The organism is Flavobacterium xizangense (assembly GCF_054075145.1).
In genome coordinates this window covers 206,018-230,653 of the sequence record NZ_JBSIPG010000002.1, presented here as the reverse complement: position 1 = coordinate 230,653, position 24,636 = coordinate 206,018, and the positions used below count along the sequence as shown (strand labels likewise).

General features: G+C 33.6%; 27 protein-coding genes. 21 read left to right on the top strand and 6 right to left on the bottom strand.

What is annotated here, in order from left to right; translation table 11 throughout:
• Nucleotides 1-194 precede the first annotated feature (194 nt).
• The 3 genes from ACWA1B_RS06580 to ACWA1B_RS06570 all read left to right on the top strand — a co-directional run bounded on the left by ACWA1B_RS06580 (nt 195) and on the right by ACWA1B_RS06570 (nt 4,425).
• Nucleotides 195-2,411 carry a glycoside hydrolase family 3 C-terminal domain-containing protein gene (locus ACWA1B_RS06580; protein WP_456905255.1) on the top strand — a complete coding sequence of 739 codons (2,217 nt, stop codon included), beginning with the start codon at nt 195-197 and terminating at the stop codon, nt 2,409-2,411.
• 196 nt (nt 2,412-2,607) lie between these two features.
• On the top strand, nt 2,608-3,255 hold the full coding sequence (locus tag ACWA1B_RS06575; protein WP_426485550.1) for a DUF1349 domain-containing protein: 648 nt from the start codon (nt 2,608-2,610) through the stop codon (nt 3,253-3,255).
• A 42-nt stretch (nt 3,256-3,297) separates the two neighbouring features.
• Entirely contained in the window at nt 3,298-4,425 is a 1,128-nt protein-coding gene (locus ACWA1B_RS06570) for an acyltransferase family protein (RefSeq protein WP_456905253.1), read from the top strand.
• Nucleotides 4,426-4,644: 219 nt separating this feature from the next.
• On the opposite strand, the gene ACWA1B_RS06565 is transcribed toward ACWA1B_RS06570, so the two are convergent.
• Both ACWA1B_RS06565 and ACWA1B_RS06560 read right to left on the bottom strand, forming a co-directional pair.
• Nucleotides 4,645-5,751: an NADH:flavin oxidoreductase gene (locus ACWA1B_RS06565; protein ID WP_456905251.1), complete on the bottom strand. Its 1,107-nt coding sequence runs from the start codon at nt 5,749-5,751 to the stop codon at nt 4,645-4,647.
• A gap of 7 nt (nt 5,752-5,758) precedes the next feature.
• A complete protein-coding gene (locus tag ACWA1B_RS06560; protein ID WP_035644774.1) occupies nt 5,759-6,061 on the bottom strand; it encodes an ArsR/SmtB family transcription factor in 303 nt (100 codons plus the stop codon).
• Nucleotides 6,062-6,381: 320 nt separating this feature from the next.
• Between ACWA1B_RS06560 and ACWA1B_RS06555 the strand changes: the two genes are divergently transcribed.
• Entirely contained in the window at nt 6,382-6,873 is a 492-nt protein-coding gene (locus tag ACWA1B_RS06555; protein ID WP_456905248.1) for a TlpA family protein disulfide reductase, read from the top strand.
• A gap of 166 nt (nt 6,874-7,039) precedes the next feature.
• Here ACWA1B_RS06555 and ACWA1B_RS06550 read toward each other — a convergent pair whose 3' ends face one another.
• Complete coding sequence (locus tag ACWA1B_RS06550) at nt 7,040-7,423, bottom strand: hypothetical protein (RefSeq protein WP_456905247.1); 384 nt, start codon at nt 7,421-7,423, stop codon at nt 7,040-7,042.
• A gap of 210 nt (nt 7,424-7,633) precedes the next feature.
• On the opposite strand from ACWA1B_RS06550, the gene galA reads away from it, so the two are divergent.
• The 5 genes from galA (at nt 7,634) to ACWA1B_RS06525 (ending at nt 14,588) form a co-directional block, all read left to right on the top strand.
• On the top strand, nt 7,634-10,453 hold the full coding sequence (gene galA / locus ACWA1B_RS06545; RefSeq protein WP_456905245.1) for a beta-galactosidase GalA: 2,820 nt from the start codon (nt 7,634-7,636) through the stop codon (nt 10,451-10,453).
• Nucleotides 10,454-10,608: 155 nt separating this feature from the next.
• Nucleotides 10,609-11,481: a helix-turn-helix domain-containing protein gene (locus tag ACWA1B_RS06540; RefSeq protein ID WP_456905243.1), complete on the top strand. Its 873-nt coding sequence runs from the start codon at nt 10,609-10,611 to the stop codon at nt 11,479-11,481.
• Between the two features lie 304 nt (nt 11,482-11,785).
• Nucleotides 11,786-12,193 carry a cupin domain-containing protein gene (locus ACWA1B_RS06535; RefSeq protein WP_456905241.1) on the top strand — a complete coding sequence of 136 codons (408 nt, stop codon included), beginning with the start codon at nt 11,786-11,788 and terminating at the stop codon, nt 12,191-12,193.
• Nucleotides 12,194-12,413: 220 nt separating this feature from the next.
• The gene (locus tag ACWA1B_RS06530; RefSeq protein WP_456905239.1) at nt 12,414-13,466 is read left to right on the top strand and encodes an NAD(P)-dependent alcohol dehydrogenase; all 1,053 of its coding nucleotides are present in this window, start codon (nt 12,414-12,416) and stop codon (nt 13,464-13,466) included.
• Nucleotides 13,467-13,604: 138 nt separating this feature from the next.
• Complete coding sequence (locus ACWA1B_RS06525; protein ID WP_456905237.1) at nt 13,605-14,588, top strand: aldo/keto reductase; 984 nt, start codon at nt 13,605-13,607, stop codon at nt 14,586-14,588.
• A gap of 206 nt (nt 14,589-14,794) precedes the next feature.
• On the opposite strand, the gene ACWA1B_RS06520 is transcribed toward ACWA1B_RS06525, so the two are convergent.
• On the bottom strand, nt 14,795-15,382 hold the full coding sequence (locus ACWA1B_RS06520; protein ID WP_456905235.1) for a DUF4142 domain-containing protein: 588 nt from the start codon (nt 15,380-15,382) through the stop codon (nt 14,795-14,797).
• Between the two features lie 215 nt (nt 15,383-15,597).
• Here ACWA1B_RS06520 and ACWA1B_RS06515 point away from each other — a divergent pair, with 215 nt between their 5' ends.
• From ACWA1B_RS06515 to ACWA1B_RS06480, 8 genes are all read left to right on the top strand, one after another.
• Nucleotides 15,598-15,837, top strand: coding sequence for a hypothetical protein (locus ACWA1B_RS06515; protein ID WP_456905233.1), 240 nt, complete (start codon nt 15,598-15,600; stop codon nt 15,835-15,837).
• 16 nt (nt 15,838-15,853) lie between these two features.
• The gene (locus ACWA1B_RS06510) at nt 15,854-16,726 is read left to right on the top strand and encodes an XAC2610-related protein (protein WP_456905231.1); all 873 of its coding nucleotides are present in this window, start codon (nt 15,854-15,856) and stop codon (nt 16,724-16,726) included.
• 25 nt (nt 16,727-16,751) lie between these two features.
• Entirely contained in the window at nt 16,752-17,147 is a 396-nt protein-coding gene (locus tag ACWA1B_RS06505) for a hypothetical protein (protein WP_456905229.1), read from the top strand.
• A gap of 35 nt (nt 17,148-17,182) precedes the next feature.
• Complete coding sequence (locus ACWA1B_RS06500; protein WP_456905227.1) at nt 17,183-17,836, top strand: hypothetical protein; 654 nt, start codon at nt 17,183-17,185, stop codon at nt 17,834-17,836.
• 229 nt (nt 17,837-18,065) lie between these two features.
• On the top strand, nt 18,066-18,305 hold the full coding sequence (locus tag ACWA1B_RS06495) for a DUF7218 family protein (protein ID WP_456905226.1): 240 nt from the start codon (nt 18,066-18,068) through the stop codon (nt 18,303-18,305).
• Between the two features lie 11 nt (nt 18,306-18,316).
• Entirely contained in the window at nt 18,317-19,402 is a 1,086-nt protein-coding gene (locus ACWA1B_RS06490) for a DNA topoisomerase IB (protein ID WP_456905224.1), read from the top strand.
• A gap of 108 nt (nt 19,403-19,510) precedes the next feature.
• A complete protein-coding gene (locus tag ACWA1B_RS06485) occupies nt 19,511-19,672 on the top strand; it encodes a DUF1328 family protein (protein WP_456905222.1) in 162 nt (53 codons plus the stop codon).
• 89 nt (nt 19,673-19,761) lie between these two features.
• Nucleotides 19,762-20,409, top strand: a complete 648-nt coding sequence (locus ACWA1B_RS06480) for a DUF5661 family protein (RefSeq protein WP_456905220.1) — start codon at nt 19,762-19,764, stop codon at nt 20,407-20,409.
• Between the two features lie 96 nt (nt 20,410-20,505).
• On the opposite strand, the gene ACWA1B_RS06475 is transcribed toward ACWA1B_RS06480, so the two are convergent.
• Nucleotides 20,506-21,054, bottom strand: a complete 549-nt coding sequence (locus ACWA1B_RS06475) for a hypothetical protein (RefSeq protein ID WP_456905218.1) — start codon at nt 21,052-21,054, stop codon at nt 20,506-20,508.
• A gap of 189 nt (nt 21,055-21,243) precedes the next feature.
• Between ACWA1B_RS06475 and ACWA1B_RS06470 the strand changes: the two genes are divergently transcribed.
• The 3 genes from ACWA1B_RS06470 to ACWA1B_RS06460 all read left to right on the top strand — a co-directional run bounded on the left by ACWA1B_RS06470 (nt 21,244) and on the right by ACWA1B_RS06460 (nt 23,325).
• Nucleotides 21,244-21,816, top strand: a complete 573-nt coding sequence (locus tag ACWA1B_RS06470; RefSeq protein WP_456905216.1) for a YciE/YciF ferroxidase family protein — start codon at nt 21,244-21,246, stop codon at nt 21,814-21,816.
• Between the two features lie 67 nt (nt 21,817-21,883).
• Nucleotides 21,884-22,615, top strand: a complete 732-nt coding sequence (locus ACWA1B_RS06465) for a DNA-formamidopyrimidine glycosylase family protein (RefSeq protein WP_456905214.1) — start codon at nt 21,884-21,886, stop codon at nt 22,613-22,615.
• Nucleotides 22,612-23,325, top strand: a complete 714-nt coding sequence (locus tag ACWA1B_RS06460; RefSeq protein ID WP_456905212.1) for a DUF72 domain-containing protein — start codon at nt 22,612-22,614, stop codon at nt 23,323-23,325. The genes ACWA1B_RS06465 and ACWA1B_RS06460 overlap by 4 nt, the downstream gene beginning before the upstream one ends.
• Before the next feature lie 143 nt (nt 23,326-23,468).
• Here ACWA1B_RS06460 and ACWA1B_RS06455 read toward each other — a convergent pair whose 3' ends face one another.
• Nucleotides 23,469-23,972, bottom strand: a complete 504-nt coding sequence (locus ACWA1B_RS06455; protein WP_456905210.1) for a pyridoxamine 5'-phosphate oxidase family protein — start codon at nt 23,970-23,972, stop codon at nt 23,469-23,471.
• A 215-nt stretch (nt 23,973-24,187) separates the two neighbouring features.
• On the opposite strand from ACWA1B_RS06455, the gene ACWA1B_RS06450 reads away from it, so the two are divergent.
• A complete protein-coding gene (locus tag ACWA1B_RS06450) occupies nt 24,188-24,619 on the top strand; it encodes a response regulator (RefSeq protein ID WP_456905208.1) in 432 nt (143 codons plus the stop codon).
• The last annotated feature ends 17 nt before the right edge of the window (nt 24,620-24,636 follow it).

Sequence of the window (24,636 nt, the reverse complement as noted above, 5' to 3'; positions counted from 1 at the left end):
AAGCACTACTTTTTTTGCTATATTTTTTTTATTATTTAATTGATAATCAATTATTTAATTTTTTAATTCACTACTTTTTTGCGTTTAAAAATGTAACATGTACGATAACGTTTTAGTTTTACAATATTATTAAAAGGTACAAATGACTACTAGAGTATCTTTAATTAAATTGAATGCTTAAATAAATAATAGTTATGTTTAAAAACGTTAAAACAATCGTTGTTTTAGTTTTATTGAGTTCATTCGGATTGAATGCACAAAATAAAGTTCCGGTTTATCTTGATGATAGAAAGTCAATTGAAGAGCGAGTAGAAGATGCGCTTAAAAGAATGACAACTGACGAGAAAATTGCCATGATTCATGCGCAGTCAAAATTTAGTTCGCCTGGTGTAAAACGTCTTGGTATTCCAGAAAACTGGATGACCGACGGACCGCACGGAATTCGTACCGAAGTAAAATGGGACGAATGGGATCAGGCGGGTTGGACAAACGATTCTTGTATTGCTTTCCCTGCACTTACGGCACTTTCTGCAACATGGAACAAAGAATTGGCTTCTTTATATGGTAAGTCTATTGGAGAAGAAGCACGTTACCGTAATAAAAATGTACTATTAGGACCTGGAGTAAACATCTACAGAAGTCCATTAAACGGAAGAAACTTCGAATACATGGGAGAAGATCCGTTTTTAACTTCAAAAATGGTTGTTCCTTATATTAAAGGAGTCCAGTCAAATGGAGTTGCTGCTTGTGTGAAACATTTTGCATTAAACAATCAGGAAACAAATCGTAATACTGTAAACGTTGTGGTTGATGACCGAGCTTTATACGAAATTTATCTTCCGGCTTTTAAAGCAGCTGTACAAGATGGAGACGCGTGGGCGATTATGGGATCTTACAACAAATACAAAGGACAGCAATGTTGTCATAACGAGTTTTTGTTAAACGATATTCTTCGTAAAGAATGGGGTTTCAAAGGCGTTGTAGTTTCAGACTGGGGCGGTGTTCATGATACTAAACAAGCTATTTACAATGGTTTAGATATGGAATTCGGTTCTTGGACAAACGGACTTTCTTGGGGAACAAGCAATGCTTATGATAATTATTATTTAGCAAAACCTTATTCAGAAATGATCAAAAAAGGTGAAGTTGGAACTAAAGAATTAGACGAAAAAGTACGTCGTATTCTGCGTTTGGCTTTCTTGACAACAATGGATAAAAATCGTCCTTTTGGGTCTTTCGGAACACAAGAACACGCTGATGCAGGCCGTAAAATCGCTGAAGAAGGAATTGTATTATTGCAAAACAACAACAATATTTTACCAATCAATCTTTCTAAAACAAAGAAAATTGCAGTGATTGGTGAGAATGCAATCAAAATGATGACAGTAGGAGGAGGAAGTTCTTCTCTAAAAGCGAGATACGAAATTACCCCTCTTGAAGGATTAAAGAAAAAAATAGGAAATCAGGCTGAAATCGTTTATGCGCGTGGTTATGTTGGAGATCCAACAAGCAATTATAACGGAGTTGTAGCGAAAGTAAGTTTAGAAGAAAAACGTTCACCAGCTGAATTGACTGCTGAAGCTTTAAAAGTAGCTAAAGATGCTGATATTGTTCTTTTTATTGGAGGTTTGAACAAAAGCCCAAATCAAGATGATGAAGGACACGATCGTAAAGGATTGGAACTTTCTTATGGACAGGATGAATTAATTAGCCAATTGGCGAAAGTAAATAAAAACATTGTTTTTGTAAATATTTCAGGAAATGCCGTAGCAATGCCTTGGATTAAAGAAGTTCCGGGAGTTGTTCAAGGATGGTTTTTAGGAACTGAAGCAGGAAATGCTTTGGCAAATGTTTTGGTTGGAGACGTGAATCCGTCAGGAAAATTGACTTTCACTTTCCCAGTAAAATTAACTGATAACGGAGCACACGCTTTAGGTCAGTTCCCAGGTGGAGATGAAGTTGTTTACAACGAAGGAATTTTTGTTGGATACCGTTGGGCAGACAAACAAAAAATCAAACCATTATTCCCTTTTGGACATGGATTAAGCTATACAACTTTTGCTTACGGAAAAGTTACTGCAGATAAAAAACAAATGACTTCAAGTGATAAAATAACATTCTCAGTTACTGTTAAAAACACAGGAAACCGTGAAGGATCTGAGACTGTACAGCTTTATATCAGCGATTTAAAATCTTCTTTACCTCGTCCAATTAAAGAATTAAAAGGATTTGAGAAAGTTTCACTTAAAGCGGGAGAAGAAAAAACAGTAACTTTTACAGTTGATAAAACAGCTTTAAGTTTCTTTGATGATAAAAAACACGACTGGGTTGCTGAGCCAGGGGCTTTTGAAGCTTTAATTGGTGCATCTTCAGCCGATATAAAATCTAAAGTGGGCTTCTCACTTCAATAATTTCATTATTTCTAAATTGGTTGGTTTGTAAAGCTGCAAGTGTAAGAATTTGCAGCTTTGCTTTTGATTTAAATTTTATCATTAAGACATTAAGGTTCATAAAGTGAAACTTTATTTTCTTAATATCAGCTAAGATTAAGATCATTAAGTCCAACTTAATTTTCTTTATATCTTAATGGTTTAAAAAATAAATGACATGAAAAAAAATATACTTGCCGTTTTGATTTTATTTTTTGCGTGTAAAATCTCGGCACAAAGTTTAAATAAAATGCAATGGTTTAATGAACCAGAAAAATGGGAAATTAAAAACAATGCACTAATCATGAATGTAACGCCAAATAGTGATTATTGGCGAATTTCGCATTACGGATTCACAGTTGACGATGCGCCTTTTTACTATGCAACTTATGGCGGAGAGTTTGAAGCCAAAGTAAAAATTACAGGAAATTACATCGCTCGTTTTGACCAAATGGGATTAATGATTCGTGTCGATGAGAAAAATTACATTAAAACCGGAGTAGAATTTGTTGACGGAAAATTCAATATCAGTACAGTCGTAACACATGATAAAAGTGATTGGAGTGTTACAACGCTTGAAAAAGCGCCACCGTTTGTATGGATTAAAGTGGTAAGAAGACTGGATGCCGTAGAAGTCTTTTTCTCTTATGATGATAAAAATTATATCATGACCAGAAATGCGCCATTGCAGGACAATACACCAGTTATGGTAGGTTTGATGGCTGCATCGCCAGACGGAAATGGTTTTGAAGCTAAATTTGAAAACTTTACCGTAAAACATCTTCCAGATCAAAGAAGATTAGAATGGCTGAAAAATCACCAGTAATAATTCTCAATTCACCATTAACAATTTATAATTAACCATTATATGAATGATATTACACCGAAAAAGCATTATGAGATTCTGGATGGTTTGCGTGGAGTTGCTGCTATTTTAGTTGTTACGTTTCACATTTTTGAAACTTTTAATGGCGGAAACCGTTTTAAACAAATTATCAATCACGGTTATTTAGCCGTTGATTTCTTTTTTCTTTTATCCGGATTTGTTGTTGCGTATGCGTATGATGACCGTTGGGGAAAAATGACGCAATGGGAATTTTACAAACGCCGATTAATACGTTTACAGCCCATGGTAATTATGGGAATGATCATTGGCGCAATCTTTTATTATTTTCAGACTTCAGATATATTATTTCCAATGATTGCAAATATGGAGGTTTGGAAATTGATTCTGACGATGGTAATTGGTTTTACGTTGCTACCAATTCCACCTTCCTTGGAAATCAGGGGCTGGGGCGAAATGCATCCATTAGATGGTCCGGCATGGTCACTTTTTTTCGAATACATTGCAAACATCTTGTACGCCCTAATTTTTCGCAAATTTTCGAAAAAAGTATTATCATTTTTTGTAGTGATATTTGCCGGACTGCTAATTAATTATCTGGTTTTTGGACCAAAAGGCGATGTAATAGGAGGCTGGTCATTGAACTTGGAGCAAATGAATATTGGATTTACCCGATTATTGTATCCGTTTTTTGCAGGTATGTTGCTTTGCCGTTTAGGAAAATTAATTCATCTGAAAGGTGCTTTTTGGATTTGCAGCATTTTAATTACAATTGTTTTGGCTTTGCCAAGATTTGGAGATGAAAACTCTTTATGGATGAATGGTTTATATGAATCTTTCTGTATTATTTTAGTTTTTCCACTTATCGTTGCAATCGGTGCAGGGGGACAGATTAAAAGTGATTTTTCGGCTAAAATATGTAAACTTTTAGGTGATATTTCATATCCAATTTATATCACGCATTATCCGCTTATTTACTGGTATACGGCTTGGGTCGTGAATAATAAGGTTTCGCTTGAAGACGGATTACTTCCTGGAATTGCACTTCTTGTAGCAAGTATTGTTTTAGCTTTTGTATGTTTAAAATTATACGATGAACCAGTTAGAAATTGGCTTGTAAATAATTTTCAAAATAAAAAAGTTTTGAGTTAAGTCACAAAGAAACAAAGTGACAAAGTTTTAGAGAAAAACCTTTGTCACTTTGTAACTCTGCAACTTTGAAACTTAAATAAAAATATTGAATTTCTAATTTTGTTAGTTATAGATATTCAAAAAAGGGATAAACATAATTGTTTATCCCTTTTGTATTATAGAAAATAACAAAGATTGAAGGAAAAACTTTGTCCCTTTGAACCTTTGCATCTATGTGCCTTATTCCAAAACCAATGCTCCCAAAGCTTCTTTACTGAAACCTTTTAATTCGTCAGTTTTTCCAGCTTTAATTTTAGCAACCCAATTTGGATCAGATAAAAGTGGTCTTCCAACGGCAACTAAATCAAAATCGCCTCTGTCGAAACGTCTGTTTAATTCTTCTAAAGAAGTTGGCTCAGAACTTTCTCCTGCAAAAGCACCAAAGAAATCGCTTGAAAGTCCTACAGAACCAACAGTAATTGTTGGAGCTCCGGTAACTTTTTTCGCCCATCCGGCAAAGTTTAAATCAGAACCTTCAAACTCAGGTTCCCAGAATCTGCGTTGTGAAGCGTGAACAATATCAACTCCGGCATCAACAAGAGGAGTAAGCCAAGCTTCTAATTCCTGTGGGTTTTTAGCTAGTTTATAGTTGTAATCAGAAGGTTTAAATTGAGAGAATCTCATAATCACAGCGAAATCATTTCCAACTTGTCTTCTGACTTCTTTTACAACTTCAATTGCAAATCGATTGCGTTCTGGCAAAGTTTTTCCACCATAAATATCTTCACGTAAATTGGTTTCGGCTCTAAAGAATTGGTCAATTAAATAACCGTGAGCGCCGTGAATTTCGATCGTATCAAAACCAAGTCTTTTTGCATCGGCAGCAGCTTTACCAAAAGCCAAAATTGTATTTTCAATATCTTTTTCTGACATCGTAACTCCATTTCTGAAATCAGGACGGTTTAATCCAGATGGACCTTCAAATGGAACAGGAGGAACCCATCCAGAATGATGATTATCCATAACTCCCATATGCCAGATTTGCGGCCCCATTTTTCCACCAGCAGCATGAACTTCGTCAATAACTTTTTTCCAGCCATTTAAAGAAGATTCTCCATAAAAATGTGGAACGTTTGCATCGTTTGATGATGAAGGTCTGTCGATTACAGTTCCTTCAGATAAAATTAAACCAACTTCGCCTTCAGCTCTTTTTTGGTAGTAAGTGGCTACTTCGTCAGTTGGAACTCCGTTTGGAGAAAAAGAGCGCGTCATTGGCGCCATTACGATTCGGTTTTTCAGGTTTAACGATTTTAAGTTAAATTCTGAAAACAGGTTGTTTGTACTCATAGTAATTTTACAAATTAGATTGAATTAATTTACTGAGTGCTTCAAAGGCACCTTCGTTGCGTTTATAATAAGTCCATTGCCCAACACGTTTGGCTTCGATAAAACCAGCGCGCTGCAAAATAGACAAGTATTCAGATACTGTAGATTGTGTCAAACCAGCTTTAGCCTGAATTTGTCCCACGCAAACGCCGTGCTCAAATCCGCCATGTTCCAGCTGACTGGGAAAGTTTATTTCAGGTTCTTTCAGCCATTCCAGCATTTGCAATCTGGACTTGTTTGAAAGGGCTTTAAAAAGTTCTATATTTTCCATGATGCAAATATATCGACTTTTCCCGATATATCAATTTAAATAGAAATATTTAGGATTTTTTTATGATGAAGAAGGAGAATTGGTGAGGAATTTAGTAAAGAAAATTTATATTTGTTTACAAAAAAGAGAGGGTTGATGATTTTTTCTTGCTAATATTATAGCAAATTTTCAATTTATAAAGGAGAGATTTGGAGTTGATTTATTAATAGAAGATTCAAATGAATACAAAGAAAGTTGGCTGTCCCGATTGTTCAATACTTATAAATTATAATTTTAAATAAACATATAGTCCCAAATATTACAAATAAACTTAATCAATTATGAAAAAAACTTTACTAGTTCTAGGATTCTTATGTTGTGTAATAACCAGTTCAAAAGCACAGGTTGTAGGTGTAGATGTTGGCGATATTGCTCCAGAAATTGAGCTTCCAGATCCAAAAGGAAATGTCGTATCGCTTTCGTCATTTAGAGGCGCTTTAGTATTAGTTGACTTCTGGGCTTCCTGGTGCGGACCTTGCATCAAAGAACAACCAGCTTTATTAAAACTGCATAATGCTTATCCAGAGAAATTATTTATTTATGGTGTTTCAATGGATACAAAAAAGCCTTTATGGACAGCTGCAATTGCAAAAGGAAAACTGCCTTGGACGAACGTAAGCGATTTAAAATATTGGAGTTCACCAGTTGTGAGTGCTTATATGCTTCAATCCGTACCATTGAATTTTTTAATTGATAAAAACGGAATTATTTTAGCTAAAAATATTCACGGAAAAGCTTTAGAAGATATGGTTAATGGTTTATTGACTAAATAATTTGTTTCAAGTTTCAGGTTTCAGGTTGTGCCTAAAATATGATAAAATTTGCGTTCCCGATAATTATCGGGATTGTGCTCTTTGCGGTTATATATCGCGCAAAGCATCTCAACTTGAAACTTTAAACCTGAAACTAAAAAAAGTCCCTCATTAGGGACTTTTTTAATTATTCGTTTTCTGTATTTGCCTTTTTGACACCTCCAAAACTCGTTTTCATCATTTCTCTAATTTGAAATTGCGATTTGTTTCGCGTAACATTTTTCCATTCCTCAAAATCATAAATGTGAATTTTGTCAGCATACGGATTGGTTACAAAAAAGAGCCTTGATATAGAGAATTTATAATATTTCAGTTCATGCGATATGTGGCGGTCGGGTACGACAATCAGAATCGTTTCCCAGTCCAGAAAATTCTTAGGAACATCTTCTCTTTCAGTTAATCCAAGAGATTCAAAAAAGGCAAGAATCTTTTGGTCATTATTCTTATCGATCTTTTCATCGATACGTTTTATGACGCTCAGAAGCTTTTTTTCATCTTTTATAACACTCATAGTAATCTTTGTTTTTTTTATTTTAGTATAAAATTACACCAAAAGAAAATTATTTCAGAATGTATAGCCAATAGAATGATTCTAAATTTTAGTAGCCATTTTTGATGGGGTCTAACAGGATAATTGTTTATGATTTTGATAAAATACTATTGATTTAAGTACCTTCAAAAGCCTAATTTTATATTTTCTAACTATCCTCAAACTATTTTCATGAGAAATTCTTGTCTTAAAAAAGCCTTTTTTGTTTTTGTTTTTTTGATTTCATTTTTGGCTTTCGCCCAAAAGAAATCGCACAGAGAATTGATTTTGATCGATAAAGACTGGCGATTTTCATTCGGACATTTATTTGATACCGAAAAAGATTTTGGACATGCAACAGGCTATTTTTCGTATTTGACAAAAACAGGCTTTGGAGACGGTTCGGCGGCTAAAGATTTTGATGACCGTGCGTGGCGCAAACTCGATTTGCCACATGATTGGGCAGTTGAACAGTCTTTCAGTGAAAATGGAAGTTTCAGTCACGGATTTAAAACGTCGGGAAAAGGTTTTCCGGAGAAAAGCATCGGTTGGTATAGAAAAAAAATCAAGATCCCAGAAACCGATAATGATAAAATTATTTCATTGAAATTCGACGGTGTTTTCAGAAATTCAAAAGTCTTTTTTAACGGCTATTATCTCGGAACAGAAGAAAGCGGTTACAACGGATTTGAATATGATGTTACGGCTTATGTAAATTATGGCGGAGAAAATACGATAGTTGTTCGTGCCGATGCCTCAATGGAAGAAGGTTGGTTTTATGAAGGTGCAGGTGTTTACAGACATGTTTATCTGCAGAAAACAAATCCGATTCATGTTAAGACAAACGGAACATATGTCACTTCGGAAATAAAAAATAATGAAGCAGAAATTAGTGCTGAAGTTGCAATTGAAAATAAAGGAAATTATAAAGGTTCGATTGAAATAATTCAGACAATTCTTGATGCTTCAGGAAAACAAATTGCAAGTGTTTCGGAAAACATGAATACTTCTGAATTTTATAAAAGCAATGTTTGTGCTTCAAAATTAAATGTGAAAAATCCGCTTTTGTGGGATATTGATAATCCAAATTTATATAGTTTAGAAACTCAAATTAAGCAAAACGGAAAACTAATAGATATTTACGAAACTTCTTTCGGAATTAGAACCGTTAAGTTTGATCCAGAAAAAGGTTTTTTTCTGAATGGAAAATCTTTAAAATTAAAAGGAACCAACAATCATCAGGATCATGCCGGAATTGGAACGGCTTTACCAGACGAAATTCAGTATTATAGGATTCAGAAATTAAAAGAAATGGGTTCTAATGCCTATCGTTGCTCGCATCATCCGCCAACTCCTGAACTTTTGGACGCTTGTGACAAACTAGGAATGCTTGTAATTGATGAAACCCGTTTAATGGGAATTAACGATTATCATTTGAATGATTTGGAACGAATGATAAAACGCGATCGAAATCATCCAAGTATTTTCTGCTGGTCGGTTGGAAATGAAGAATGGAATGTTGAAGGAAATATCGTGGGCGAAAGAATTACAAATGTGATGCAGAATTTTGTCAAAAGCATCGATTCGACAAGACCTGTAACAGTTGGAATCAGCAGCGGATTTAAAAGCGGAATTTCATCTGTAGTAGAGATTATGGGCTATAATTATCTGGGAAATGGTGATATTGACGCGCACAGAAATGAATTCAAACAACAACCCGGAATGGGAACAGAAGAAGGTTCCACTTTTGCAACACGTGGCGTTTATTTTACAGACGATGTCAAACATTATAAAAGTGCTTACGACCAAAAACCTAGACCCACTTTTTATAGTATTGAAGAAGGTTGGAAATTTTATGATGAAAGGCCCTATTTGGCAGGAATGTTTATTTGGACAGGATTTGATTATCGCGGAGAGCCAACGCCTTATGGCTGGCCATCGGTAACATCGTATTTCGGAATGATGGATGTTTGCGGTTTTCCTAAAGACAATGTTTTCTATCTGAAATCGTGGTGGGGAAACAAACCGGTTTTGCACATTATGCCACATTGGAATTGGACTGGGATGGAAGGTAGAGAAATCGATGTTTGGGTACAATCGAATTGTGATGAAGTCGAACTTTTCGTAAATAAAAAAAGTCTTGGTAAAAATAAAATGGAATTGAACGGTCATTTGGAATGGAAAGTCAATTATACTCCTGGAACTTTGGAAGCTGTTGGTTATAAAAATGGAAAAAAAGTCTTAACTGAAATCCAGAAAACGACTGAAAAACCTGAAAATATTAAACTTTCTATAGATAAAGAAAATCTTTCCAATGCAAAAGTAACAGTTGTTTCGGTTGAAGTTACAGACAAAAATGGTTTACATATTCCAACAGCAAATGATAAAATCATGTTTTCAATAAAAGGCGGAAAGATTTTAGGTGTAGGAAATGGCGATCCGACTTCATTGGAAAAAGATCAGTTTATTGATGATGTTTTATTAGTTGCAATAACCAATTTTAAAGAACAAAAAGGATCGACAGTTAATTTGCCTCAAGAATTACAAAATTATCCTGAAAACGATTGGAAAACAGCCTTTAAAGACCGTGATTATAAAAATCAGGCGCCGTCTTATATTTATAAAGGAGAATTTGATTTGAATACTATTTCGAAATCAAATATTGTAAGTTTCTTTTACAAAAAAATTGGAGTTGAAACGGTTGTTTTTATTAACGGAAATAAAGTAAATCCAAGTCCTGAAGATTTGCAGAAATATATTTTGGATTCGGCTATTTTGAAAGAAGGTAAAAACATAATTCATATTGCCGCAACGCCATTGCAAAAAGTAAAAGACTGGGATGTCATGAATACAGATCCTGGAATTATTCAGGTTGTAACACCAGCTGAACCTTGGAAAAGAAAACTTTTTAACGGCTACGCCCAAATTATCATTCAAAAAGAGGATAATGCCAAAGAAGTTATTTTATCCGCTTCCGCGAAAGGATTACGATCTGCGATTTTAAAGAATTAGTTTTTTTAACTGCAGAGCACACAAAGCAAATAAAACTTTGCGTCTTTGCGCCTTTGTGAGATTTTTATATTTTTTTTGCGTGCTTTGCGGTGAAGCTGAAACCAGAAACAAAAAAATAACAAAATAATATTATTTGATTTTCATAACTTTGCAAAATGAATAATCAGACAGGAAATATTAATAATTGCGATTTTACTTCAGATTTACAACTGAAAGGTTTTAAGGTTTATCAAATAAATGGAGATCAAAGCAAGATTCCTGTTTATAGCCGAAGGGATTTTTACAAAATTTGTATTAATACAAGTAAAAGTATCATACAATATGCTGACCGCGGAATAGAAACAGACGGTACGATTTTGTTTTTCGGTAATCCAATTATTCCCTATTCATGGGAAACCATTTCAGGAGAGTATGAGGGATATGCATGTGTTTTTACAGAAGAATTCTTAAAATCAAAAGAACGTTCAGAAGCACTTCACGAATCGCCGTTGTTTAAAATAGGAGGAACGCCAATATTTTCTTTAACAGCTGATCAAAAGGGTTTTATAGATTCATTGTTTCAAAAAATGATTCAGGAATATGAAACGGATTATGCGTTTAAAGATGATTTGATGCGCAATTACATCAATCTGATTTTGCATGAATCTATGAAAATGCAACCTTCGGAAAACTTTTTCAAGCCGAAAAATGCTTCTTCCAGAATCACTTCTTTGTTTTTGGAATTATTAGAAAGACAATTCCCGATTGAAACAAAAGATCAGCCTCTTTTATTAAAAACACCTCAAGATTATGCGCAAAGTCTTGCTGTACACGTAAATCACTTAAATCGTTCGGTTAAAGAAGTCACAGGAAAACCAACCACTTCGCATATTACAGAAAGAGTTATTAACGAAGCAAAAGCACTTTTGCAGCATACAGACTGGAGTATTTCAGATATTGGTTATTCGCTAGGATTTGAATATCCGAGCTACTTTAATAATTATTTTAAAAGACTTACAGGAACGGTTCCAAAATCGTTGAGAATGTAAATTGTTTCATTTTCATAATTTTTTGTTTGAATATTGTTATTTCTGGACTTTAGTATTGCACTACATTTGTCCCAGATTAATAAACAAATCATTTATCGGTTTTTAAAGATTAAAAAATACTTCATAAAAGCGAGGTCCCAGCTTTACGGTTTAGTTTTAAATGCTTGATATAAAATAATATAAAATTTTAAAGAATAAATAAATCCGAAATCTCTTTTTAAAGAGGTTAGACACTTTGATTTTGCTATCGAAAGATAGTTTACAATAACTTTTAAAATAATTATTAACCTAAAACAACTAAATTATGTCGACACAATACACCACAGTGACCGAAGAAGGAAAAGTTCCAAATACTTATATGACAGGTGAAGTGTCATATAAAAAGCAAACCAGCGAAATTCATCCTGAAAATACAGTAATCAAAGAAGTTTCATTTGAACCAAGCGCACGAAGCAACTGGCACAGCAATGTAAGTCTTCAAATGTTGATTGCTACAGGCGGAACTGGTTATTATCAGGAAAGAGGAAGCGAAATCAGAATGCTTCAGAAAGACGAAGTAGTGACTATTTTACCGGGCGTTGAACATTGGTACGGAGCAACTCCATTCAATAAATTCTCTTACATCGCTATTATTACAGAAGTTGATAAAGGTTTTGGAACTTGGCTTGAAAAAGTAACAGACGAAGAATATTTTTCTTTTCAAAAAGCTTGATTTTTTTTAGACACTAAGATACTAAGGTTCTGACATACTAAGTTTTTTTTTGCATATTTTGGAATGATTTATTTTGATAGTAATGAAGAAATATTTTTGTAACTTTCATATTATCAATTTGATATAAAATAAATCTGTTTAAATCTGCCAAATCTGCGTGCAACTTTTAGTCGTTCCAAAACCTGAAACTTCAAACTTCAAAAAACAACAAAATATAATTATGGAAACAAAAGACATCAAAGCCTTTGGTACTGAAGCTGCCGAAGCACCGTTAAAAACATTAAATATTAAAAGAAGAGCTGTACAGGCGCATGACGTAGAAATTGAAATTTTGTACTGCGGAATTTGTCATTCTGATTTGCATTCAGCGAGAAATGAGTGGCACGGAACAATGTATCCAATTGTGCCAGGACACGAAATTGTAGGACGCGTTACGAAAGTTGGTGATCATGTTAAAAACTTCAAAGTTGGTCAGTTAGCCGGAGTTGGCTGTATGGTTGATTCTTGCAGAGAATGTGATCATTGCAAAAATGATTTGGAGCAATATTGCGATGAAGGAAACATATTGACTTTCAATTCGCCAGACAAACATTTGGGCGGACATACTTTTGGAGGATATTCTCAAAGTATTGTAGTGGATGAAAATTATGTATTGCATATTTCTGATAAACTGGATCTTGCAGGAGTTGCGCCATTACTTTGCGCTGGAATCACAACGTATTCACCATTAAAACACTGGAAAGTTGGACCTGGACAAAAAGTGGGGATTGTTGGTATTGGTGGTTTAGGACATATGGGAATCAAATTAGCAAAAGCTATGGGAGCTCATGTGGTGGTTTTCACAACATCGCTATCTAAATTTGAAGCTGCAAAAGAACTTGGCGCTGATGAAGTAGTTTTATCTACAGATCCGGAGCAAATGGCAAAACATGCAAAAAGCCTGAATTTCATTTTGGACTGCGTTTCAGCAGAGCACAATATTGATTCGTACTTAAATTTACTAAAAGTTGACGGAACTCTAACGCTTGTTGGCGCCCCAATGGAACCACTTCCTGTAACATCATTCAGCCTTTTGTTAGGAAGAAGAAGTTTTGCTGGTTCAGCTATCGGAGGAATTGCCGAAACTCAGGAAATGCTTGATTTTTGTGCGGAACACAACATTACTGCAGACATCGAATTAATCGGCGTAAACGAAGTGAATGACGCTTATGAAAGATTATTAAAAGGGGATATTAAATACCGTTTTGTAATTGATATGGCTTCTTTGAAATAAGATACTAAGTTGCTAAGGTTCTGAGATGCTAAGAAATTAGAATTTTTAAACTTTGGCAATTTTTAAATTTAAATTAAATAGCTGCTGAGATTTAAGACAAGAAAAAAACTTAGAGCAGCATCTTGGCACTTTAAAAATATGCAAACACGTAAACTAGGAAATAGCGGTCTTGAAGTCTCAGCATTGGGACTTGGCTGCATGGGAATGAGTTTTGGATATGGACCTGCTCATGACAAAAAAGAAATGATAAGTCTTTTGCGTTCAGCGTATGAAAAAGGAATTACTTTTTTTGATACAGCAGAATGTTATGGACCACATTTAAACGAAGAACTTTTAGGAGAAGCTTTAGCGCCCTTTCGCGATAAAATTGTAATTGCTACGAAATTTGGTTTTTTGGAGGGCGATTCTAAAAAAGGATTAGATAGCCGTCCTGAATGGATTAGAAAAAGCATCGAAGGTTCATTAAAAAGACTGAATATAGATGTGATTGATTTGTATTATCAGCATCGTGTTGATCCAAATGTTCCTATCGAAGATGTAGCAGGAACTATAAAAGATTTAATTCAGGAAGGAAAAGTAAAACATTTTGGACTTTCAGAAGCGGGAGCAGAAAGCATTCGTCGTGCGCATGCCGTTCAGCCAGTTACAGCACTGCAAAGCGAATATTCACTTTGGTGGAGAACTCCGGAGGAAGAAATTTTCCCAACATTAGAAGAACTCGGGATCGGATTTGTGCCTTTCAGTCCGTTAGGAAGAGGTTTTCTTACTGCAAAAATTGATGAGAATACACAATTCGACAGTTCTGATTTTAGAAATTCATTACCTCGTTTTGCTCCCGAAGCCAGAAAAACAAACCAAGCTTTTGTTAAATTATTATCAAAAATGGCAGCCGACAGAGGCGTAACAAATGCACAAATTGCATTAGCGTGGAATTTAGCTCAAAAACCTTGGATTGCACCAATTCCTGGAACAACAAAATTGCATCGTCTAGAAGAAAATCTTGGCGCATTAGATTTAAAACTTTCTGCAACTGATCTTTTAGAAATCAACGAAGCAGCTTCAAAAATAACAATCGAAGGCTCAAGATATCCAGAACATCTACAGAAAATAGCTGGGAAATAAGGTACTAAGATGCTAAGGTTCTAAGAAAAAAAAACTTAGCACCTTAGAACCTTAGTATCTTAGCCACTAAAAAAACAAACCCCTCAAGCAATTCAACTCTTGAGGGGTTTTTAGCAAAGATTTGGGGTTCTTAGATGCTCACTTAACTTAGTATCTCAGAATCTCAGAATCTTCGTTTAAATAAATAATAACCAATTAAATCTATTTTATTTTTTGTCTAAATTCTGTTTCAGCATTTTAGCATGTTCCAAATGCGCTGTTAAACCAGCAATATTATTTGATGCCCAAAGTTTAACATCATTATCAGTCGCATCTTCAGAAGCTTTCTGAAGTTTTTTGATTGCTTTTTCGTGACCGTCGATCATCATGTCGGCAAATTTTTTGTCAAAATCTACACCTGATTTTTCGCTTAGTTTATTGTATTCATCCTGACCTTCTTCAGTTAAAGAAGTTGGTAGTGTAAAGTTTTTGGCTTTTGCCAAAGCACTAACTTCAGAAGCCGATTTAGTATGTTCATCAACCAGCATTTTTCCGAATTTTTTCACTTCAGGATTAGTACTTTTTTGTTGTGCCAATTTTCCAATTTCGATTTCAGCCAAATTAATTTCAGCCTGATCCACTAAAAACTCAGAATCATCTTCTTTGTTGTCAATTGAGTCAAATTTGGCTTCGTTAGCATCTTCCGCAACCTCTTTTGGATCTTCTTGTTTCGTTTCATTTTTGCAAGAATTCAAGAATATAATAATTAGTCCTGCTCCTAAAATTACTTTTCCGGCTAATAGTATCTTTTTCATGATTTTAATAGTTTGAATGTTATGATGTAAAATTATTCAGGAAGCAGGAGAAATGCCTTACAGGATTTTTAGAGATTGTTATATGATTTGGATGCTATTATTAAATGAAAATTATATATTAGCACTAAATCAATTATTAATGTATGTATTCAAGGAAAATCTTTTTTAAACTATGCTTGTTCGTCGGATTATTTTTCCTTTCTGGTGGTATAATTATGAAGGTGTTTGAAATTTCTTCCACTAGTTTAGTATTTGGGAAAAGAGGAATTTCTACTGAAACAATAGATGGAAACGGAACCATATTTATAGCTTTTATCGTATTGAGTATCTCTTTTCTAACTTATTTAAAACTGAAAAAAGATGAAATAGAAATAAATAAACGAAAAGATAATGCTGATGAAGAAAAAGTTTTAATAAAGAAAAGTATTCGCAAAAAAAAGAAAATAATTTCCTGAAATTAATCCCCAATAAATGAAACAAAAAATTGCCTTACTATTTCTTCTCGCAACAACTTTTCTTTCTGCCCAAATAAGCTACACTGGATTTATCGATAAATATCCAATAGAATTTGTGACCTATCTTTATTCTGATGGAGTAGGAACGGCAATTTATGCTTATTCTAATTTTGACACTCCAATTGTATTAAGCGCCAAACTTACTGGAAAGACTTTGGTTTTCACCGAAAAAGATAAAACGAATAAGGAAACTGCAAAATTAACTTTTCAGAATTATAATGAAAAAAGCCAACAGTTAAATGGAATATGGAAAGATTTAAATTCAGGAAAAGAACTCAAAATTACTTTATCGAAAGAATTTGTGATCGATTATGGCGATAATGTTGAATGGATAGATAGAGAAATTCTGCAACCTGAATCCTTTAAGGACAAATATTTCAAGTTGATTGTGTCGAAGGAAAAAGGTAGTTTTTATGCCCAAGTTACTGGCGTAAAAATCATTGAAAAAAAGACAGATAAACTGATTCAGAAAATAGATTTAGAATGTCAGCTTTGGGGATTGAACAACATAAGTATCGACGATTATAATTTTGACGGAATTCCTGACTTTTCTGTTTTTGAAAGCAGTTATGCTGGACCAAATACATCAAGTTTGTATATTCTTTACAATCCAAAAACAAAAAAATATTTTCAGAGCAGTTTTAGCGGAACTTCTTTAGAGTTTGATTCTAAAGCTAAAAGAATTTATGAGCATAATCAATGTTGTGCGGGCAGCAGTCACATGAATGCTGAATATAAAGTGGTGAATAATAAAATGGTTTTAATAAAGAAAACTTGTCTGGAATTAGATGAAAAAACTGGTGATTTGGTGGAAAGAAAATGTGATTAATTGTTTAGCATAAATTCAATTTCAAATGAAAATAATTAAGGTATTTGCTGTAGTACTATTTTTAGGAATGTTTTTTCTGTACTTAAATTTCTTTTCGTCATTTGTTATGCCTTGGCAAAAAAAAGATGCGATTAATGCCTCATTAAGCTGGGGACAATTAAATGAGCTTCCTAAAGATGCTGTTATTTTTCATCTGGAAAAAAGAGGAAGTATGTTTACAAGACAATTTATTATTGAATTTACAAGTTCTAAACCTGCAATTAAAAATTGGATTTTAAAAAGCAGAGGTTTTAAAAATGTCAAACCTGAAATAAAAAATGGAATTAAAACATATGAAATTCATCCAAGAGATAGTGATGCCTTGGGAGGAAAAGTTGAAATAGAAGGAAATAGAGTTTTAATAAATATGAGCTGGAGCTAATTAATTTAATAATGAAAAAACTTTTCCTTTTTGTATTGTTTCTTTTAAATCTTAATATTTCTGCGCAAGCCTATTATCCAAGATTTACAGATTTCTTTTTAAATGATCCTGATGAATCTCTCTTTAGTCCGGAGCTTAATTATTTTAGAGAAGAATTAAAAGTTGCCACTAAAACCATTTATGTGGGCGACGTACAAACATCTACAAGTAAATCTAGTGGCTTTTATGCCTTTAAAGTTGTACCAAGTTCTGTGCGTGAGTATAACTTTTTAAATTCGGGAGTGTTTTTAAGATTCAATGTGAATTTAAGAGAGAAATTTGCTTCATTTCCTGTTACTTTTGAGGAGCTTATCGATAGAGATAATGAAGAAGGAAGTGGCAGAATAGAGATTGGCACACAAGGGGTTTCTTTAGGTTTTGATCAAAAAATAATTAAAATACTAAATCCCGCATCTATTAAAAATAAAGCAGATTTTATAGTTACCAAAATTGAATACAAAATCAAAAAGACAAATCTGGAAATCGAGTTTAAAGGTTATTTTGGCACTGATATAATTATTAAAGGAAAGAAAACTAAAAAAGATGAAATTTCTCTGCTGACATTGAAAGCAGATAAAACAGGATTTGATATTTCTTATGAAACTCAAATAAAAAAGGAAAAATTATTTAGTTTTAAAAAAGTTAAATAATCTCCCTATTTAAATTACAAAATCCCAATTCCAAAAGAATTGGGATTTTTTTTGCTCTGAACTTTCGACTTTCCAACTTTCGACTTTCAACTTTTAAGTTTCGTCTTTATGACCTACAACTAACTCAAATTATGAAAGTTAAATCAGAAATTATATAACAGAAAAATCTTCCTTTTTGGGAACTTTGAATTACCATACATCTTAAATCATTAATATAAAACTAGAAGTCATGCCTAATCCAAGAATTAAAAATGAAAAGCAGTATCAGGCTTTAGTAGAAAAAGGATACAGCAAAGAGAAATCGGCCCGAATTGCCAATACGACAGATGCAGGAGTAAAAGGCGGAAAGGCAAAGCCGTACGAAGAATGGACAAAAGAGGAATTGCTCAAACAAGCCATCAGAGTTGGAATAAAAGGCCGTTCCTATATGAACAAAAAAGCGCTTATTAATTCTTTACGAAACAATTAAAATTTAAACCAATGCCTGCAAAAATCGCTCAGCAAAAACTTATGAATCAGTTAATCAAGTCTCCACATTTGGTACTTGAAAAATTGGATTTGGTTTATGTCAGCAATCAAAAACTGCCAATTGAGCGATTGCAGGAAAAGGATGGATTTGTTTATAAAAAGAATGGACGATATATCAAACAGAAAAGCGAATTAAAGCGCTTCAATAGTTTGGTTTTGCCGCCGGCTTGGGAAAATGTCAGGATTTCAGATTTAGCAAACGGACATTTACAGGCTGTTGGTTTAGACGTAAAAAACAGAAAACAATACCGTTATCACCCAAAATGGAATCAAATCCGAAATCAGACCAAGTTTTATAAAATCGCTGAATTTGGACAAAAACTGCCTGCGATACGCAAACAAGTTGATCAGGATTTAGAACAAAAAGAATGGTCTAAAAACAAGGTTATAGCGCTCGTAATTCGGTTAATGGAAGAAACGCATATTAGAATCGGAAATGAAAAATATGCTAAAGACAATAAATCATATGGGCTTTCAACCTTGCGAAAAAGACATATCAACATCAATAAAAATTCGCTCCGATTTGAATTCATCGGAAAAAAAGGAAAACAACATACCATTACAACCCGAAACAAACAATTAATAAAGTTGGTGAGTCGCTGTGAAGAAATTCCGGGTTGGGAAGTTTTTAAATATTATGATAATAATGGAGAGCGAAAAGTTCTGGACAGTCATATGGTCAACGAATATTTGCATCAGATTTCGGGCGAATATTTCAGCGCTAAAGATTTTAGAACCTGGGCAGCTTCGATAATATTCTTTGAAAATTTAATGGAAATCGGAGTTTCATCTGACGAAAAAGAAATTAAAAAAAATATTTTGATCGCATACGATGCCACTGCCGAAGCGCTTGGCAACACAAGAAATGTTTGCAAAAATTATTACGTTCATCCGCTATTGGTTTCGACTTATGAAGACGGATCAATTCAGCCTTATTTTGACAAAGTAAAAAAGAGTCGTAGCAATAAAAAATACTTCTCTCGCTCTGAAACGGTCTTTGCAGAATTGATTGAAAAATATCAGGTCAATTTGCTGTAAGTAACCATTTATAGAGCTAGAAATAAATTGTTTAGAGTTAATGCATCTCCTTTAAAAGCATGAAATTTGAGAAACATACAAATCGTTATTAACTAAAAATCAATTATTATGTTACGTTGGACAGTCATATTTATTATTTTGGCAATAATTGCTGGAATATTTGGTTTTGGTGGTATTGCCGCTGGAGCAGCTAGTATAGCAAAAGTTTTATTTTTTATATTCCTGGTTTTATTTATCATTTCGCTTATAAGTGGCCGAAGAAGTGTGTAAACCAAGAATCTCAGTAAGTATATCAAATAAAAACGACACAATTATATCTTGGTATTTTGTGTCGTTTATCTTTTAAAAAAATAGCAATTATGGGAACGAAAAGCGGTGCTTATCAGGATGTCTACGTAAAAAGAGAAGACGAAATGGTAAGCTTGAAAAATGATGTGACAGATTTTTGTGAAAAGTATATCAAACCTGTTCATCCTCAAAACTGGGATTGGTCGGTTCGTGATTTTGAAAACCCTCAAAATAACCCAACAACTGCTGAAGCACGAGCAATTGCAAATGTGGTTTATAAAGATTTAATGGATGATAAACACACCGAAGTCGATCTTTCGACAATGAATAATGTTGAGGCAATTAAGGCTTATTTGAATCCCGAAAGCAAATATGCAGAATTTAATATGGAAGAATTTGCTTATGCCTTAAAAGTCGAATTGGAGCACGGAAAAATTAAAGATGTGAATGTAACAAACAATCATCCGTTTTTGACGGCAATGATTGCGCTCGCACACATGACAGAAAGCCTAACGTATTACAAGCGTTTGCAAGTAATGGAAGCAGAAGGTGAGATTTATGAAATTATGCGAAAAATTGAGAACGCCTCAACGGGAAATGAAGAATGGTATAAAGAATTAGGCAAAGCAGAACTTGAATTGACCGAAGCCAGAGCGGGACTAACTGAGCGTCTTCAAAAAATGGACGATATTCCAACGCTTGAAAAAATAGGCGATTAAAACTAAAATTGACATCTGATTTACGCAATAAAAAACATAAATAAAGCCGTTAAGAATATCTAATCTTAACGGCTTTTCTTCTTTAAAATTTAAACTTTATTTTCTTAAATCGTCATCTGAGTACGCGTCATCATCTTCCTGAACATCGTCCTCAACATAAGTAGTATCATCATCGTTATCATCATCTTCGTTATTAAAATCATCGTCATCTTCGTCATCATCTTCTAAATCCTCCAAATCGTCTTCGGTTTCATTAAAGTCGTTTTCAAAAGTGTCAGCAGGATTATCAAACTCGTCGTTTTCTTCTTCTTCTTCGTCAAGATCTTCGTCTATATAATCATCGTCGTTTTCTAGTTCAACTTCATAGACGTCATCATTATTGTCTTCTAAGTCACGATCAGTATGAAAATCATCATCTAGGTCATCTAAATCATCGTCGCTATAATCAATAGAGTTTTCATCAGGATTTGGTTTGTCTGGATTATGTCCATTTCGTACTGTATAACCACGATTTGCAGTTTCTTCCATACTGTTATCGGTCTCTTTTTGATCATTTAAATCATAAAGTTCCTCGTTCATCACCGTATTTCTGTTGGTGTTTGGGTTTCTGTTAAGAATGCTGTTATTTCTATTTATAGTATTCATAATATCAGTTTTTTATAATTTCTATAAAACAAATCTAATTCTAAATGCAAGAGAATTCTTTATAGAATTGTCTAGTGTAATTGTATAATTATCAGATGTGTAGAATAGAATTTTATTAAAAAATCGTATAACCCTGTAAGAAACTCGAATGTTAATTTTATTTTCTATTAATCATTAAAAAAAATTACCATGAAAACTGTGAATAAAAAAACAGAAACAACTGCAAAGCAGGAAGTGAAAAGAGGTGTCACAAAACCAAAATCAAATGCTGCTGCAGGTTTGACAGAATTATTTGAAGATGGCCTGAAAGATATCTATTGGGCAGAAAAGGCTTTAACGAAAGCACTTCCAGTAATGGCTAGGAACGCAACATCAGAAGAATTGATTTCGGCAATCAATAATCATTTGGTTGAGACAGAAGAGCATGTAACGCGTTTAGAGAAAATTTTTGAGCTAATTGGGAAAAAAGCCACAGCAAAAAAATGTGATGCAATGGAAGGTTTGATTGAAGAAGGAAAAGGAGTTCTTGAAGAAACTGAAATTGGAGTTGTAAGAGATGCTGGAATTATTGCCGCTAGCCAGAAAATTGAGCATTACGAAATTGCCACTTATGGAACTTTGAGACAATTTGCTGAAACGCTTGGTTTAGAAGAAGCTGCTTCTTTATTAGAGTTAACACTTGATGAAGAAAAAGGAGCCGATAAATTATTGACCGAAGTTGCTGTAAATGCCGTAAATCTTGAAGCTGCCGAAGCAGAGTAGGTGTAAAATTAGAATATAAAAGTGCAGTTTTTAAACTGCGCTTTTTTTTAATTTAAAAAGAAAATTTATGCCCGAAGGTCCATCTATATTGATTTTAAAAGAAGAAGTACAGCAGTTTTCAGGAAAAAAAATAATTGAAGTTTCTGGAAATAGCAGTGCTGATATTCAGCGTTTAAAAGATAAGAAAATTCTTTCATTTAAAACTTGGGGAAAGCATTTTTTGATCTGTTTTGAAGAATTTACAGTAAAAATTCACATGCTGATGTTTGGTACTTACAGGATTAACGAACAAAAGGAAAGCAAGCCGAGAATGCATTTGAAGTTTGCTAATGGCGAAATCAATTTTTATACTTGTTCCATTAAAATTCTCGAAGGTGATATAAATCAATATTATGATTGGAGTGAAGATGTGCTGAATGAAAACTGGAATCCAAAGAAAGCAAAAGAAAGCCTGGATAAAATTCCGGAAGTTATGATTTGTGATGCTGTTTTAGATCAGAATATATTTTCGGGAGTTGGGAATATTATTAAAAATGAAGTTTTGTACCGGTGTTTTGTTCATCCTGAATCGCTGGTAGGGAAAATTCCGCCTGAAAAAATTGCTGAAATTATCTCCGAATGTTCTATTTACAGTTTTGAATTTTTATATTGGAAAAAAAAGTTCGAGTTAAAGAAACATTGGCTTGCTTATACAAAAAATACCTGCCTTCGCTGTAATTTGCCTCTCATACGAAAATATACAGGAAAAAAGAACCGCCGAACTTTTTTCTGTACTAATTGTCAACAGCTTCATACATGAAAAATGATATTTTAATAGGATGCTCAAGCTTTAATAACCGATTTTGGAAAGGCATTTTTTATCCTGAAAATCTGCCGTCATCAAAATGGTTTGATTTTTATTGCCAGCATTTTAATACGTACGAATTCAACGGAAGTTTTTATAAATTTCCAACTTTAAGAATTTTTGGAAATTGGTATAAAAAAGCACCAGAAAACTTCTTTTTTTCTGTAAAAGTGCCAAAAGAAATTACGCACATCAGGAAATTTATTGATTGTGAAGATTTATTAAATGACTTTTATTTATGTTGTGCAGACGGCTTTAAAGAAAAATTGGCCTGTGTTTTATTTCAGTTTCCGCCAAGTTATTCTTTTACTTCTGAGCGATTGCTGCATATTATTCAGAATTTGGATTTAAATTTCAAAAACGTGATTGAATTTCGTCATATAAGCTGGTGGAATCAGGAAGTTTGGGATTTATTTTTAGAAAAAAATATAACATTCTGTAGTGTTAGTTATCCGGGGTTGCCACAAACCATTTTTACGGAATTTCCGCTTATTTATATTCGACTGCACGGTGTCCCAAAACTGTTTTATTCGAGTTATTCATCTGATGAAATCTTGGAAATTAAAGCAAAAATCGTTTCTAAATCTGGATTTTTATATTTTAATAATACGGCAAGCGAGGCAGGAATTTTGAATGCTTTAGAGATGAAGAGAATTTTTTATTAAGACATAGTTTTGTCATTTCGAGGAACGAGAAGTCTCCACGAGAAGCTCGACAAAGATTGGATTCTCATTGCGGAGTTACTTGCGGAGATTTCTCGTTCCTCGAAATGACAAAAATGAGGATATTTTTTTTCTGTTAAAAAAATTTACTGCAATTGCAAATTTCCTTCAATTCCGTCATCCATAGTTTTTCCGGTTACAAGTGCAGCAGTCATTTTAGCAATTGCAACCATTTTCCCATGTTTATTATTCCAGTAATAACCATCTTCAGGCACCACTTTTATAACACTCAAGTTGGGGTCGTCAATACCGCCAGGCATCCAGACTTTTACAATTGGATCATATAAATCTTTGATGATTTCTCTTTCATAAGAAATAGTAGCTGATCCGTGCAGTGTCAGGAATTTGTCGTGTGGTTCAGAGAAAAATATTTCTACGGTTGGATTTAATGTAATTTCAGCATTTTGACTGCTGTTTCGATCTGATAAGAACCAGAGATTGCCCAAATCATCAATTTTTTGAACAGACATTGGTCTTGATTGCAGGCGGTCGCTGTTGTACGTACAGAACATACAGGTTTTAATATTCTCTGCCAATTCTTTTATTTTATTTACCGCTAATTCTTCGGTAAGGTTTTTATGATCTCCCATGGCTTTTTACTTTAAAAATTAAATAATAAATTATTGTATTTGTTTTGTTTGCAAATACTTAAGTAAAGTTGGGATTTTTAAAATGGAAATATTTATAGAATTATATTTTTTAATTATCAGATTTCAATTTGCTGTTTTTGTCAGAATATTTTAGCATATTATTGTTGGTGAGCTTATTTTTTTTATCTTTACAAAAACAGTTTAACCCATTCTACATGAACGATTTGTTAATTTTCTACACAGATGATGATGAAGACGATTTAAGCATTTTTGCTGATGCTGTCGAATCATTATCAAAAGACATAGTGTTGCAAACCTATTCGGGTGGAGAAAAGTTACTAAATGCAATAGCACACTCGCCTCCAAAGCCAGATGTTATTTTTTTAGACTTAAATATGCCCGGGAAAAATGGTTTTGATGTTTTAACTGAGCTCAAAGGTTCTAATGAAAATAGTGACATTCCAATTATCATTTTTTCAACCTCAAATGAGCCTAGTATTATTGAAAAAAGTCTTGCTTTAGGGGCAAATTATTTTATTACAAAGCCAGTTTTGATGAAAGATATCGTAAAATCTATAGAACATTCGCTCTCCATAAACTGGAAAGAGTTTGTCCCAGATCATAAAACTTTTGTCTACAAATTATAATCTCAGCTCTTTACAAA